The organism is Micromonospora sp. DT228 (genome assembly GCF_049841595.1).
GTDB lineage: Bacteria > Actinomycetota > Actinomycetes > Mycobacteriales > Micromonosporaceae > Micromonospora.
Window position 1 is genome coordinate 14,426 of the sequence record NZ_JBNCKO010000001.1, and the last position, 13,301, is coordinate 27,726.

Below are 13,301 nucleotides of genomic sequence, written 5' to 3' on the forward strand. Positions count from 1 at the left end.
GCGGGCGCGTCCCGGGGGCGGGGGGCCGGGGGGGGCCACCCGCCCGGCTGCGCCCCCGGGGCGCAACCGCGGGGGGGGGCCGCCCGGGGGGGCGCCCACCTCCGTCAGCGGGTGGAACTGCGATCCCGTGTCGTGGGTCTCTCGGACTCAGGCCACAACGGTTGTCACCGTGGTCGCGTCACCCACGGCGGCGAGGGTGAGCCCCGGCACGTCGACGTGCCGGGCGAACGCGTCCGAGACGTCGTCAGCGGACTGAAGCGGCAGCGCCGACATGTATCGGTCCAGGAAGTCGTCGTCAAGGTCGGCGCTGACGAGTTCGGCGCGCTGCCGGGCGACCGCCTGCGCGGTTTCGAAGGTGGCCGGCGCCGAGTGCACCAGGTGTGCGGCCGCGGCCATGCACTCGTCATCGGTGAAGCCGTTCTCGTAGGCGTCCACGAGGATCGCGCGCAGATCGGCCAGGGCCGGCCCGGTCATCGCCGTAGCCACCGCGCCGGCCACGAAGAAGGTGCCACCGCGGCGCAGCGGCACGAACCGCGCGTCCAGGCCGTACGTGTAGCCGCTCGTCTGGCGTAGGGCCGCGTTGATCCGGGAACTCATGCCGCGGCCCAGCACCAGTGCGGCGATCCGCAGTGCCAGCCAGTCCGGGGAGCGGCGGTCAGCGCTGCGGCAGCCGAGCATGAGCTGGGTCTGCGCCGCCCCGGGTCGGTCCACCACGATGAGTGGCTCGCCCGCACCAGGTGGCAGGCCGGTGCCCGGTACGGCGGGTTCAGTGCTGGTGTCCCAACCGGCGAACGCGCGCTCGACGGCAGCCGGCACGTCCACGCCGCTGAGGTCGCCGGCGAGAACAAGGGTCGTCCGAGCCGGTGCGACGTTCCGCCGGTGCGCTTCTGCGATGTTCTCCGGGCTGAGCCGGCCGAGGGAATCCGCGTCACCGTCGAGGCGTCGGCCGGCCCGGCTGCCGGGTGGGGCGACAGCCGCGTGGAAGGCGAGAGCGGCGCAGGCCGCGGGATCGGCGAGGTCATGGGCGAGCTGGGTGTGTGCCGCGCGGGAGTACCTGTCGACCGCCTCGGCGCTGAACCGGGGCGCGCGCAGAGCGGTCGCGATCAACGCCAGGGCATCGGCAAGCCGCGATACCGGCAGGTCCACGGTGATCCGGACGCCGTCGAGCGAGGCGGCCGGTCGCCAGGTCGCTCCGATCGCCTCCAGTCGTTGCAGGAACTGCCGGCCGCTCATCCCGGCGGCGCCCTCGTTGAGCAGGTTCGCCATCGCGGCCACGACCCCGTCCAGGCCGCGCGGTTCGCTGTCCAGTGGTACGTCGAGCAGGATCACGATCGACGCCAGGTACTGACCCCGCAGGTCGATCGTGTCCACCGTCAGACCGGCGCCGACCTGGTGGCGCACGGTCGGTGGGAACCGCCACGGCGCGGGCGGGCGGACGGCGGGGCGATGGTTGCTCATGTGGCACTCCTGACCAGCTCCGTTGCGGCTACCTCGGTGGTAGGCACCGCCAGCCAATTCCGGGCCGCACGCGTGACGTCCCGGACGGTTACCGCATCCAGTGCGGGCAGCCGTTCGTTCAGCAGGCCCGGGTCACCGGCCCGCCACGCGAGCCGGGACAGCTCGTCGGCCCGGCCGATCCGGTTGCCGACCCGCAACAACCAGCCGTGCTCCAGCCGCGCCCGGGCGATTGCCAGTTCCGCGTCCGTCGGCCCGAACTGGGCGACATCCTCGATCGCGGTTTCGATCGCGGCCGACAGCGCGGAGCTGTCCCGCCCGGGTGCGGGCCGCGCGGTGAGAGTGCCGAACGAGACGCCGGCGAGCCGGCTGACGGAGGCCGTGACCTGGGCGGCGAGCCCGCTGATCACGAGCCGGCGGTACAGCCGGGCGTACGCGCCCCCGGCGAGCACATCGAGCGCGATCTCGGCGGCGTCGAGGTCCCGACCGGTCGCCGCGTCGTCAGCCGGCAGGAGGAACACGTACTGGATCAGGTCGTGGCCTGTCAGGGCGGCCCGGCCAGGGCCGGATCCGTGCGCGGGAGCAGGATCGGCGGGGCCGGCAGCCGACACGCCCTGGACGTCGCCGAAGTAGCGGTGGGCCAGACCGAGTGCCTCGTCCGGGTCGACGTCGCCCACGACGCTCAGCACCGCGTTGGCCGGCCGGTAGTACCGGCCGTGGAAGTCGCTCACCTCTGCCACCGTCGTCTCGGCGAGGTCCGACACGGATCCGATCGGTGCCCGACGGTAGGGATGTGCGGCCGGCAGCAGTTCCCGAAGGGCCGCTTGGACGCCGTTCGCCGCAGGACCGGCAGCCCGGCGTTGCTCCTTCTCCTGGCCGATGACCCGGCGCTGGGTGTCGAGCGCGGCCGGTGTCACCCCCTGGGCGGCCGAGGCCATCCGGTCCGCCTCGAGCCAGAGGACGAGGTCGAGAGCGCCGGTCGGCGCCTGGGTGAAGTAGTTGGTCCGGTCGTAGCCGGTGGTGGCGTTGCCGCTGCCGCCCGCTCGGTGAACGAGCAACTGGTGTTCTCCTGACCGGACGTGCCGCGAACCGTCGAACATCAGGTGCTCGCACAGGTGGGCGGCACCGCTGCGGCCGGCCGGATCATGTGCGGCGCCGACGCCGTACCAGAGGTTGACCGCGACGACGGGCACGCCGCGGTCCGGGCACACGGCCACCCGCAGTCCGTTGTCCAGTCGGGTCCGGGCGATCGGAAAACGGGCGGCGGTGCTCACGCCGCGACCGCCTTCGCGAGGTCGACGTTCTCGACCGTCTGGAAGCCGACCAGATCCCGGTAGCCGGCGCAGTGGCGCCTCAACTCGTCGTGCGTGCCGACGCCGGCCACCCGGCCCTGATCCAGGAAGACGACCTGGTCGGCGTGGCGCACGGTGCTCAACCGATGGGCGACCATGACCACAGCCCGGTCCGCGATCAGGCGGTCGACGACCTCCACGAGGCGTTGCTCGTTCAGCCCGTCGAGCTGCGAACTCGGCTCGTCGAGCAGGACCACGTCGGCCGCCGACAGCAGGGCCCGGGCCAGGGCCAGTCGCTGGCGTTGGCCGCCGGAGAGGTCCGTGGCGGCACCGATGACGGTGTCCAGTCCGTCGGGCAGTGCCCGCACGGCCGCCTCCATACCGACCTCGGCCAGCGCCCGCAGCAGTACGTCGTCGGGCGTCGACGGGTCGCCGCCGAGGGTCAGGTTCTCCCGAACCGAGCCGGCGAGCAGCGTGAACGACTGGTCGACGTACGCGATTCGGGCGCGCAGCGCAGCCGTCGGCCAGTGTGCGAGCGGTCGGCCGTGTAGCAGAGCGGCGCCACTGCGGACGTCCACGAAGCGTTCGAGCACGTTGAGCACTGTGGATTTGCCGGCGCCGGATCCACCGACCACAGCGGTGAGCCCGCGGGGGGCGACGGTGAAGCTGACGCCGTGCAGGACGTCGCCCTGGTCGTAGCCGGCCGACACGGACCGCAGCTCGAGCGCGGGGGCGCCGGGCACCACGTCCGGATTCCGCTCCGCGCCCGGATCCTCCGGCTGCTGCGCGCCCAGCGCGTCCAGTCGTCCGACCGCGGCCAGCCCCTGCTGGAGGCGGCCGAAACCGGAGGCGACCATGGTGAGCGGGCTCACGATCTGGAACAGGTACATCATGAAGGCCACGAAGTCGGCCGCGCTGAGCTGCCCGGAGCTGAGCCGCGCCCCGCTGCCGGCCAACACGCCGATGATGGCGATCTGCTGGGCCACACCCATCAGCGGAGTCAGGAACGCCTGCGCCCGGGCACCCGAGATCGCGGCATCCGCGGCGGCGTCGGAGTGCGCCATGATCGGCGCCCGGACGTGCTGTTCGGCCCGGTACGCCTTGATCACGGTCAGCGTGGACAGCGCAGCCGCCAGGCGTTCCGCGAGCGCACCCAACGCCTCCTGCTGGGCGGCGTTGCCGCTGCGCATCCGGCGCAGGAAGGCGCGCATCGCGACCGCGGCCACGGCGAAGGTGGCGATCACGACGATCAGCAGCACCCAGTCCAGCGTGCCCATCAGCACCAGGGAGACCAGCACCACCAGGGCGGAGACCGGCAGGGCTGTGACGCCGACGTCGGTCAGCGACCGCAGCGCGGCGGCGTCCGCGGTCACCCGGGCCACCATGTCGCCCACGCCGAGTCGGCGGATGGCCGCCGGGGGCAGGCGCAGCAGGTGGGTGACCACGGCGTCGCGAACGGCGGCCACTCCCCGCTCGCCGACCGAGGCGAGCAGGAACGACGAGACGCCCGCCGCGATCGCGCCGAGCAGCACTGTGGCCGCCAGTTGAAGTGCGCCCAGGACCGGGGAGCGGTGCTCGGCGAAGTCGACGACGAGAGCCCGCACCAGCAGGGGTGAGGCGAGCGAGACTGCGCCGGACAGTACGCCGAGCAGGACGGCGCCGCCGGCGACGAGCGGCCGTCCGAGCACCGCCCGCCGCAGGGTCCGCAGGGCAGGTACGTAGGCGAGCGTGGTCATCGGGATCACCGATCCGATCGTGGGTCAGCGGAAGTCGGTCAGGATGTCGGACAGGTCCGCGAGGGCGGCGTCCGTGCCGTGCAGGTTGGACACGGCCGTCGAGTTGAGGATCACTTCGTCGACTCCGGCGTCGAAGTGCGCGCGGATCGCGGCCCCCACCTCGGACACGGACCCGTAGACGTACACGTTCTCCTCGACGAGTTCGCGTGCGCCGGCGATCGGGTCGGAGGCGTGCACGTCCAGGCCCGCCTTACGGAGCATGTCGGTGTAGTGCGGGGCCCGCAGGTGGTTGCCGCAGCCGTGCTGGGCCAGCAGCATCGGGCTGCGACCCGGACGGTCGACCGCGACGTGCACGACCGTGACCACCCGCGGGGCGGCCCGGCCGGCTGTCGCCGCCGCGGTGGCGATCATCGGGTTCAGGGTGTCGCGCAGATATCCCGTCGGCGTCAGCCAGGTGATGGCCGCGTCGGCCGAGCGGCCCGCTGCCCGCGCCATGGCGGGACGCAGAACTCCGGCCCCGATCTCCACCGGTGGGTGGCTCATCGGCGGCAGGAACTGATCGACGGTGAACAGCCGACCCTGGTGGACGATCTGTTCACCGGTGAGCAGGCCACGGGCCACGGTCACATACTCCTCGACCGCCGCGGCCGGGGCCTCGTAGGGCGCGCCGTACAGCCCACGGACGAAGTTCGGGTCGGCCGCGCCGTACCCGATGGTCACCGGGTTGTCCATGAGCGCGGCCAGCGAGCGGGCCTGGAGCGCGGCGTCGAACGGGTGCCGTAACGCCATCAGGCCGACGGACAGTCCGACGGGGATCTGGCAGCCGGTCCCGGCCAGGTACGCGAACGCCGGGTGGCTTTCGATCCGCAGGGACTGGCCCATCCAGAGCCGCCGTGCCGACGACTGCTGGACGAGTCGACCGAAGGGCAACAGCTCCTTGACGTCGGTTGGCTGTTGCGGGAACAACACGGAGACTGTGCTCATCGGACTGCTCCCGCAAGATCGAACTCACTGGCCAGCACCGGGAACTCCGGGGAGCTGAGGTTACGGGCCGGGCTGGTGGGGTCGGCCGAGGCGTCGCGCAGCGCGGCGGCGACGGTGTCCCGCAGCGGCCCCTCGCCCGCGACGTGCCGCAGCACACCGTCGGCGATGGCGGCGGTGCGGTGCTGGCCGAAACTCATCCGTTGCCAGCCTGGCCGCGGGTCGCGGGGGTCCCAGGCCAGAGCGACGCCCGGTCCGATCCGGTGCGCCACGCTCGAGGTCGAGTCGCCGATTCCGGGCAGACCGGCCACCGCTCGTGCCACGGTGGCCACGTGCGGCCATGACGGCTCCGGCAGGTAGACCACCACGGCGTCGCGGCGGGCGAACGACGTACGCCGCGAGAGCACCTTCGCCCGGTACCGGGCGCCGTGCTCCTCCAGCGCGCTCAGTGTCGCCTGCCACACCGGGGCGACCTCGTCGGAGTCGGTGACGTGCAGGTACATCCGGAGCACCTCCCCGGGCCCGTCGACGCCGCCCGCCGATCCGCTGACCATCAGGAAGCCCGGGGACAGGGCGGGCCGCGCGGCCGGCACGGCGATGCTGATCTCGGCACCGGGTCGTCGGTCCTTCTCGGCGACGACGTCGGCGGGCACGCGGACCCGGACCCGGCCGATCTCGGCGATCACGTACTCGCCCCGATCGTCCTGCTGGGTCGCGCTGCGGACGGTCGCCGCGGTCTCGGCGGTGGGGTGCGGTACGACGCCGGCCAGGACCTGCTCGAAGTCGGGGTCACGGCGGGGCGACCGCTGACTGGGGTTGTCCGCGCTCATTCCCGCGTGCCAGGCGCTGTAGAGCATGCTGCCGAGCTTGCGGCGCAGCTCAGCCGGGTCGTCGGCGGTGACCGTACGCTCACCGGAGGTGATTCGCAGGCCGTCGATGACGAGCGCGTCCAGGTAGGTGTCAAGCTCGGGGGCGAGTTCGGTGTGCTGGTTCATGATCACTCCTGGCTGAGTCCGACGGACCCGACGAACTTGTCCGGGTTGACGAGGGCGTTGCGGCCGATGCCGACCATGCCGCGCTGCGCGGCGGTCAGGCTGGCACTGAACATCGAGGCCGCCAGCAGGCGGTCGAAGAGGTGCCAGCCGGCGTACGCGGTGGCCCGCTCGGCCAGGGAGGCGTCGGCCGCATCGGCGCGGCGTTCGCGGTAGCCGGCCCAGAAGGCCGAGATCAGGACCCGGACCTTGTCCAGCTCCTCGGCTCCCCGCCGGACCAGTTGGGCGTGCACCTCGCCGGCGTCGATCACGGGTTCGGCGTCGGCGTCGCCTCCCAGGCCGGCGAACATCTGGGCGGCCGCGCGGTGCAGCAGCTCCCCGGCGAACGAGCCGAGGTCGATGGCCGCGTCTGCGAGCCGGAACTCTTCCCAGTCCACGATGTACATCTCGGTGCCGACCAGAAGGAACTGGTCGAGCCGCAGGTCGCAGTGACTGGGTACGCGGGCCGCGACGGCACTCTGCCCGGCGAGCCGGTCCAGCGCCCGGGCCAGCTGCCGGTCGTGCTGCAGCAGGCTCCACGCCTCGAGGTCGGCGCCGCTGCAATCCGCGTAATCGGCGAGTTCCAGGGCGCGCATCCGGTTGCCGACACCACCGCGCGGTTCGCCGCGCTGCCCGTCCTGGACAGGCGCGGGGCGGGCGTGGAGTTCACCCAGCGCGCGCCCGGCGCGTTCGGCGAACACGGTGTCGAGTGTGTCGTCGGCCAGCAGCTCGGCGGCCGAGACGCCGTCGGTGATCCGCTCGAAGGCCACGATCCGGCTGGCCCGGTCCCCGCCCAGGTAGGTGGGAACACTCCAACCGTCGAAGGACCGTTCGCCGACGAACCTTTCGAATGCGGTGGTGCGGTCGAACCGCGCCTCGGCGCCCGCGCCGTTGAGCCGCTTGACGAACACGTCGCGGCCCGCGTCGGTACGCCCGGCCCAGTTGTCGTTGCGGCCGAGGTAGCCGGCCACGTCGGCGTTGTCGAAGATGCCCAGGGTGAGCCCGGTCATGACCTGCGCGAGCGCCGGAACACGATCGGGCGGTACGGGCTCCACCATGCCTTTGGAATCGCTTACGCGTACAACCGAGGTTTCCATGCCGGCGACGTTATCGGCGCGCGTGGGTCAGCCGTAGAAACAATTGTCTGCCAGCGGCGGCAGGCCTGGGGGCAATACCAGCGTCTGTTAGCAGACCGGTCCGAGACAATGACACGGTTCTGCCGCTGTTCCGAGGGCCGGCGAGCCTGTCTTATTGGTGGCAGGACGCCGCAGCGGAGTCCCGGGGGAAACCTCAAACATTTCCTGAAGGAGAACCACAATGAACGCAGACCTCATGGGTGGCTACGTGGCCTACGCCAGCCCGCTGGCCATCGCCGAGGAGGCCACCAACCTGGTGGCCAACGAGCAGGCCCCCGCGACCAGCATCTCGCTGTCGCTGTCCGTCTCCTACTCGGTGTCGGTCTCCTGGTCGATCTCCTGGTCGCTCTGATCCTGAAAGCTGGACGCCGGCCGGGACATCCCAGCCGCCCGTCCGACCCCCTCTGACGAGGGGCCTGGTGGCGCCGGGGCGTAGGCGGAGTTGGTTCATACCTCCGTCACCGCCCCGGCGACCACCCTATTCGTGTGTCGGCAGCGTGCTCGCCGGGCAGCTCAAGCAGCTGCCTGGACCGCGAGGGCCAGGACGATCACCGCGATGCCGGCGAAGACCAGCTCCCCACGCGGCACCGAGCGCCTGACCAGCACGGTGATGGCGAGGTTTGCCGCGCTGTGTACGACAGCGGTGGCCACCGCGTACCAGGGGTTGGCGAAGACGAGCAGGGTGAACCCGAGGTGCAGCGCCGTCGCCGAGACCCGCTCGAGCACGCCGTACGCCGGTGCGGCGCCGAGCACGCCCTGGCTCTCCAGAATCTCCTTGATCTCACGTGACTTCTCGTCGCCGCGGCGCAGCAGGATCGGTACGACGACCGCGTTCGCCGCCGCGAAGACGACCTCGACCGCCGCCCAGCCGAGTCCGAACCAGACGGCGCGCGGCAGGGCGGCGACGAGGAGCGTCACGCCCACCACGCGGACGATCTCCTCCGCCGGGCCGGACGCCAGGCTGACGGCGGTGGCGACCCGGCCCTTGTCACCGGTGAGCTTGCGGGCGACCAGGACCACGGGGATGCGCAGCCACATGGACGCCAACCAGCCCAGGGCGCCCAGCCCGGCCGCACCCCAGGCGGGTCCGCCGACCACCACTGCCGCGACCACAGCGGTCACGACCGGTACGAGCAGGAACGCCAGCGCGGTCGCCGGGCCGGGTCCGGCACGCGCGGTTGGCGTCGGGCGGATCCGCGTGTCGCTCATGCCGAGCGCTTCGCCCGCTCGATGAGTTCCACCGTCGCCCGGGGGTCGTCGACCTCGATGACGAGCCGGGTGTAGCGCTCGTCGGAAAGCTCGATGACCAGCGCCTTCGCGGGATCGCGGACGTCCCAGAAGACCCGTTCGCCGTCGGCGCGGAAGGTGCCCGCGACGATCACGCCGGGCACGTTGGTGCCCGGTCCTCGTACCCCCTTGGCGTCGTTGACGATGCCCGGGTCCTGGGTGGCGCCCCGCACGTTGGCGAGCGGGATCGCGAGGCGGCTCTTGAGCGCCCACAACTTGTCCAGTCCTTCGACGTTGACCACAAGAGTCTCGCCGTCGATGCCAACCTGCGCCATGTCAATCTCCTCCGTCGGTGTTGAGGCTCAGACGAGCCGGGTGAGCAACGCCTGGGCGGCGTCGGTGGTGCTGGCGGGATTCACGCGGGCCCGAAGCAGCAGGCCCAGCGTGACCGCGGTCAGCCCGGACGCGAGCGCCGCCGCGTCCGGGTCGGTGAGCAGTGGGCGGATCGCCGCGTCGAGCAGACCGAAGGCGCGGTCCACCTCCTTTGCGACGTCCTCGTCGGCGGCCGCCCGCTCGACGGCGGCCAGGAGCAGGAAAGCCAGGTCGAGATCGGGGGTGTCCGCGACGAGGGCACGGCGCACGGCCGAGGGTGAGCCGCCGGCGTCGGCGATGCCTGCGGCGAACCGGGTCACTTCATGGTCGACGTGGTGTCGCAGTGCGGCCAGGTAGAGACCTCGCTTGCTGCCGAAGGTCTTGTAGAGGCTGCCGCGGTGCACGCCGGTCTGGTTGACGAGATCGTCGACGGAGGTGCCGTCGTAACTGCGCCGGGCGAACAGCTCGGCTGTCGCCGCCACCGCCTGCTCCTCGTCGAACCCTCGTGGTCTTCCCATGTGGACCATACTAGCCAGTTCGAGAACGGTCAGTCAAGAACGACTGTTCTCAAACGACCGGAGCGGCGTGCCGGTCCTCACGCGCCGCCACGACGAGCACGGGGCACGGGCAGGTACCTGCTATGGCAGATGACAGCCGACACCGACCACATTGAATACCACGAAGGCCGAATGCGTCGTCCGAAAATGCGGCGGCGCGTTACGGGGTCACGACTGACGGACTCTGCGGCAATCGCCAACCCAGATCGCCCACTCATTCATATCGGGATTGTGGGCACCGTTTCCTAGAGGAGGAAACCATGTTCGAGAACACCAAGTTCGACGCCGCCGGCGACATCCTGCGCGAACTCACCGACCAGGAGATCGACCTGGACGCCGCGCAGGCCGCGGGCGGCACCTGGACCATTCCGACCACCAGCACCATCGGCTACGTGTGCACCGTCTCGGCCGAGTGCAACGCGCTGCACATCCCCTGCGGGATCGGCTGACCAAGAGGTGGCGGCGGCCCCGGGGGACACCGCGTCCCCGGGGCCACGCCCGCACCGTCCCGGATGCCCGACCGCGACCAGGTGGAGACCATGAAGATCACCGAGATCCGGCAGCTGTTCCCGGAGTACCGCACGGACGCCGACGTTCTGCGCCTGCTCACCGACGTCTCCGGCGACCTGGTGAGCAGCTCACCGGCACCGGTGGACCGGACCGCCGAGCTGGCCAGCCTCGGTCGACTGTGCCGCGAGGCCGGCCCGGTCGGTGACCAGGAGACGTCGGGCTTCGAATCATTCGCCCGCGCGTACGCCCGCCAACACCACGACACCGTGGTGGCGGCCTTCACCCAGTCGGCGCTCACCCGGACCCGATCCGGCGACCTCGCCAACGGCTTCCTCGGCTGGCTCGCCGGCCGGGCGCACCAGGCGTCGCTGCGTACCCTCGTGGCCGTCCTCGACCAGTTGCAGATCGGTGGCCATCTGCCGGCAACGAGCCCGGCCGAACGGCTGCGGGTGTTCGGCTGGGCCGCGGCCCAGCCCGCGTTCCGCACCTGCGTCCTGCGAGTCTTTCCGGAACTCGACCGGCAGCTGCGCGTCCTGACCGACAACGCCCTGCAACACCTGCGGGACATGCTCGCCGCGACGAGCGGCGCCACCGCCGGGCCGGCCGGCCCACTGAGCGGCCGACCCACCGAACTCTCCGACATCACCTACGGACTCGGGGACACCCACGCCGGTGGCCGGGCGGTCAGCCTACTGACCTTCGCCGACGGCCGCCGGCTGGTCTACAAGCCGCGCCAGATGGAGATCGAACGCGCCTTCAACCGCTTCGTCACCCGGATCAACTCGGCCACCGGCCTCGATCTGCCCGTGCTGCGGGTCTGGTGCGCACCGGGATGCGGTTGGCAGGAACACGCCGACGGCAGCGCCCCCGGCGAGCCGGACCATTACTACCGCGCCTGCGGCCATCTGCTCGCCGTCCTCCACCTACTGCGCGCGTCCGACATGCATTTCGAGAACGTCCTGAACCACTGCGGCGGACCCGTCGTGGTCGACGCCGAGTCGCTGTTCAGCGTGAACCGCCGAGTCGGCGGCGACGGCGACGCCGGGGTCTGGGCCCTGGCGGGCACCGCGTTCTCGGTCGGCATGCTGCCGACCCGGCTCACCGACCCGGCCGACGAGGACCGCTCCATGGACATCGGCTTCCTCGGCTACGAGCCGGGTCAGGAGGCGGTCACCGCCGCCCCGGTCGTGACCGCCGGCGACGGCGAACGGCTCCGCATCGAGTACCTGACCGGCGACATGGCGGCTCCCGCGGTCCGGCCGGACAGCGCCGACCGCACGGCGGAACTGGCCGCCGTCTGCGCCGGCTTCACCCAGGTGTACGAGTGGGCGCTGACACACCGCGGCCAGCTCGAGACCTGGATCCGTGCCGACTTCACAGGCGTCGCGGTCCGCTCGGTTCTCGACGCGACCCGCAACTACACCCGGTTGCTCCAGACCGGCAGCCACCCGATCTTCCAGCAGTCCACCGCGCTGAAGAAGGTGCTCTACCACCGGGTCGGCGTCGGCCGCATCGCCCACGTCACCCCCGCGGTGGTCCGGGCGGAGATCGACGACCTGCTGCTCGGCGACGTGCCGTACTTCTCGCTGCGCACCGACACCACCGCCGTCTACCACTGGGACGGCACGGCTCTCGGCGACGTGCTCGATCGCGCCCCGCTGGACAGCGTCCTGACCGGGATCCGCGAGCTGTCCCCCACGCTGCTGCGCAACAACCTGCGCGTCATCCGTGCCGCGTACGTGGACAAGGTCGCCGCCGACCACGACGTTCCGCGGTACCGTCCGGCCGGCGCCCGGTCCCGACCCTCGACCGTGGCCGCGGCGACTCGGCGGATCGTCGCCGGGATCGCGGGCGAGCTGCGCGAGAGCGCCACGATCACCGACGGGCAGCCGGTCACCTGGGTGGGCGCCACCATCCGCAACACCACGCTGCGTCACCCCTGGCGCGTGGAGCCGCTGGGCGACGACCTCTACGCCGGCGTACCCGGAATCGCCCTGTTCCTGGCCGCGGCCGGGACCTACCTGGGCGAGACGGGAACCACCCGGCTCGGGCTGCGCGCGCTGTCGGCACGCGTCGAGGCGTTGCTGACCGAGCCGACCCGCCGGGCCCAACGGGCCACCGGCGGCATGGCCGGCGGATATCCCGGTCTCGCGTACGCGGCCATCGAGGCCGGCCGGCTCAGCGGTGACCATGCGCTGTTGGACGCGGGCGCGCAACTCTGGGCGCACCTCACCGACGACATGGCGCTGCTCGGCACGGGCTACGACTTCCTGCTCGGCCCGGCCGGCGTGCTGGCAGCGGCGCACGATGTCGCTGCGGTACTGCGTACGCACGGCCGCTCCGACGCCCCGGCCCGGGCGGTCGCCGACGCGGCGTACCAGCGCGTGGCCGCCGCCCCGACCAGCGGCGGCGCGTTGTTCAGCGGCTTCGCGCACGGCACCAGCGGTACGGCGGCCGCCGTCGCCCGGCACCTGGTGGTCACCGGTCAGGGCGGTGACACCCTCGCGCATGTGCTGGACGTTCACCGCGGCCTGTACGACGAGAGCGCCGGGCAGTGGCCGATCAGCGATCACGCGGGCGACCGGTCCGGCCGTGGCTGGTGCCACGGCACGCCGGGCATCCTGCTCGGGGCCTGCGAGCTGGCCGACGCCGGCCTGCCGCTCGACGGATTCGCCGGGGTGGCCGAGCTGACCGGCGAAGTGGCCACGGCCGGACTGGGCCTGAACCCCACCCTGTGCCATGGCGACCTCGGCAACCTGGAGATCCTGCGTCGGGCCGCCGCGTACGACGACTCGGGTGCGACCGCCCGGTACGTGACAGAGCGGCACGGCCAGCTCTGCCGCGACCTGATCCCGGACCTGCTGGCCGCCCGCTGCTCGCGGACGGTGCTCAACAACTCCCTGTACGTCGGCCTGGCCGGGATCGGATACGGCCTGATCGCCCTGAGCGGCGAGGCCGTCGCGTCCCCGCTCAGCTTCAGCCGCCCGGTCGAGGGGCGGTGAGC

Annotated in this window: 12 protein-coding genes; 3 read left to right on the forward strand and 9 right to left on the reverse strand. The window is 72.0% G+C overall.

Annotated elements, in window-relative coordinates:
* Positions 1 to 147: 147 nt before the first annotated feature.
* Genes ACLQ29_RS00060 through lxmK form a run of 6 tightly spaced genes read right to left on the reverse strand, consistent with a single transcriptional unit; the run spans position 148 to position 7,592 of the window.
* Positions 148 to 1,458 (reverse strand): M16 family metallopeptidase, encoded by a 1,311-nt coding sequence (locus tag ACLQ29_RS00060; RefSeq protein ID WP_425769610.1) that lies wholly within the window; start codon positions 1,456 to 1,458, stop codon positions 148 to 150.
* Complete coding sequence (locus ACLQ29_RS00065) at positions 1,455 to 2,729, reverse strand: M16 family metallopeptidase (protein ID WP_425769611.1); 1,275 nt, start codon at positions 2,727 to 2,729, stop codon at positions 1,455 to 1,457. The genes ACLQ29_RS00060 and ACLQ29_RS00065 overlap by 4 nt, the downstream gene beginning before the upstream one ends.
* Positions 2,726 to 4,483 (reverse strand): ABC transporter ATP-binding protein, encoded by a 1,758-nt coding sequence (locus tag ACLQ29_RS00070; RefSeq protein ID WP_425770142.1) that lies wholly within the window; start codon positions 4,481 to 4,483, stop codon positions 2,726 to 2,728. The genes ACLQ29_RS00065 and ACLQ29_RS00070 overlap by 4 nt, the downstream gene beginning before the upstream one ends.
* Positions 4,484 to 4,507: 24 nt before the next feature.
* On the reverse strand, positions 4,508 to 5,467 hold the full coding sequence (locus tag ACLQ29_RS00075) for an LLM class flavin-dependent oxidoreductase (RefSeq protein WP_425769612.1): 960 nt from the start codon (positions 5,465 to 5,467) through the stop codon (positions 4,508 to 4,510).
* Positions 5,464 to 6,459, reverse strand: a complete 996-nt coding sequence (locus ACLQ29_RS00080) for a T3SS effector HopA1 family protein (RefSeq protein WP_425769613.1) — start codon at positions 6,457 to 6,459, stop codon at positions 5,464 to 5,466. The genes ACLQ29_RS00075 and ACLQ29_RS00080 overlap by 4 nt, the downstream gene beginning before the upstream one ends.
* Before the next feature lie 2 nt (positions 6,460 to 6,461).
* Positions 6,462 to 7,592: a class V lanthionine synthetase subunit LxmK gene (gene lxmK / locus ACLQ29_RS00085; RefSeq protein WP_425769614.1), complete on the reverse strand. Its 1,131-nt coding sequence runs from the start codon at positions 7,590 to 7,592 to the stop codon at positions 6,462 to 6,464.
* Between the two features lie 220 nt (positions 7,593 to 7,812).
* Here lxmK and ACLQ29_RS00090 point away from each other — a divergent pair, with 220 nt between their 5' ends.
* Positions 7,813 to 7,983 carry a hypothetical protein gene (locus tag ACLQ29_RS00090; RefSeq protein WP_425769615.1) on the forward strand — a complete coding sequence of 57 codons (171 nt, stop codon included), beginning with the start codon at positions 7,813 to 7,815 and terminating at the stop codon, positions 7,981 to 7,983.
* Positions 7,984 to 8,144: 161 nt separating this feature from the next.
* On the opposite strand, the gene ACLQ29_RS00095 is transcribed toward ACLQ29_RS00090, so the two are convergent.
* Genes ACLQ29_RS00095 through ACLQ29_RS00105 form a run of 3 tightly spaced genes read right to left on the reverse strand, consistent with a single transcriptional unit; the run spans position 8,145 to position 9,748 of the window.
* Positions 8,145 to 8,840: a hypothetical protein gene (locus ACLQ29_RS00095; protein WP_425769616.1), complete on the reverse strand. Its 696-nt coding sequence runs from the start codon at positions 8,838 to 8,840 to the stop codon at positions 8,145 to 8,147.
* Complete coding sequence (locus tag ACLQ29_RS00100) at positions 8,837 to 9,193, reverse strand: hypothetical protein (protein WP_425769617.1); 357 nt, start codon at positions 9,191 to 9,193, stop codon at positions 8,837 to 8,839. The genes ACLQ29_RS00095 and ACLQ29_RS00100 overlap by 4 nt, the downstream gene beginning before the upstream one ends.
* A 27-nt stretch (positions 9,194 to 9,220) precedes the next feature.
* On the reverse strand, positions 9,221 to 9,748 hold the full coding sequence (locus ACLQ29_RS00105; protein ID WP_425769618.1) for a TetR/AcrR family transcriptional regulator: 528 nt from the start codon (positions 9,746 to 9,748) through the stop codon (positions 9,221 to 9,223).
* 299 nt (positions 9,749 to 10,047) lie between these two features.
* On the opposite strand from ACLQ29_RS00105, the gene ACLQ29_RS00110 reads away from it, so the two are divergent.
* Complete coding sequence (locus ACLQ29_RS00110; protein ID WP_425769619.1) at positions 10,048 to 10,236, forward strand: plantaricin C family lantibiotic; 189 nt, start codon at positions 10,048 to 10,050, stop codon at positions 10,234 to 10,236.
* A gap of 63 nt (positions 10,237 to 10,299) precedes the next feature.
* Entirely contained in the window at positions 10,300 to 13,299 is a 3,000-nt protein-coding gene (lanM, locus tag ACLQ29_RS00115; RefSeq protein ID WP_425769620.1) for a type 2 lanthipeptide synthetase LanM, read from the forward strand.
* Positions 13,300 to 13,301 lie beyond the last annotated feature (2 nt).

Bases quoted from the DNA above. Each gene is read 5' to 3' on its own strand.
- ACLQ29_RS00060 (WP_425769610.1), bottom strand. From the start codon at position 1,458: ATGAGCAACCATCGCCCCGCCGTCCGCCCGCCCGCGCCGTGGCGGTTC.
- ACLQ29_RS00070 (WP_425770142.1), bottom strand. From the start codon at position 4,483: ATGACCACGCTCGCCTACGTACCTGCCCTGCGGACCCTGCGGCGGGCG.
- ACLQ29_RS00075 (WP_425769612.1), bottom strand. From the start codon at position 5,467: ATGAGCACAGTCTCCGTGTTGTTCCCGCAACAGCCAACCGACGTCAAG.
- ACLQ29_RS00080 (WP_425769613.1), bottom strand. From the start codon at position 6,459: ATGAACCAGCACACCGAACTCGCCCCCGAGCTTGACACCTACCTGGAC.
- lxmK (WP_425769614.1), bottom strand. From the start codon at position 7,592: ATGGAAACCTCGGTTGTACGCGTAAGCGATTCCAAAGGCATGGTGGAG.
- ACLQ29_RS00090 (WP_425769615.1), top strand. From the start codon at position 7,813: ATGAACGCAGACCTCATGGGTGGCTACGTGGCCTACGCCAGCCCGCTG.
- ACLQ29_RS00095 (WP_425769616.1), bottom strand. From the start codon at position 8,840: ATGAGCGACACGCGGATCCGCCCGACGCCAACCGCGCGTGCCGGACCC.
- ACLQ29_RS00100 (WP_425769617.1), bottom strand. From the start codon at position 9,193: ATGGCGCAGGTTGGCATCGACGGCGAGACTCTTGTGGTCAACGTCGAA.
- ACLQ29_RS00105 (WP_425769618.1), bottom strand. From the start codon at position 9,748: ATGGGAAGACCACGAGGGTTCGACGAGGAGCAGGCGGTGGCGGCGACA.
- ACLQ29_RS00110 (WP_425769619.1), top strand. From the start codon at position 10,048: ATGTTCGAGAACACCAAGTTCGACGCCGCCGGCGACATCCTGCGCGAA.
- lanM (WP_425769620.1), top strand. From the start codon at position 10,300: ATGCCCGACCGCGACCAGGTGGAGACCATGAAGATCACCGAGATCCGG.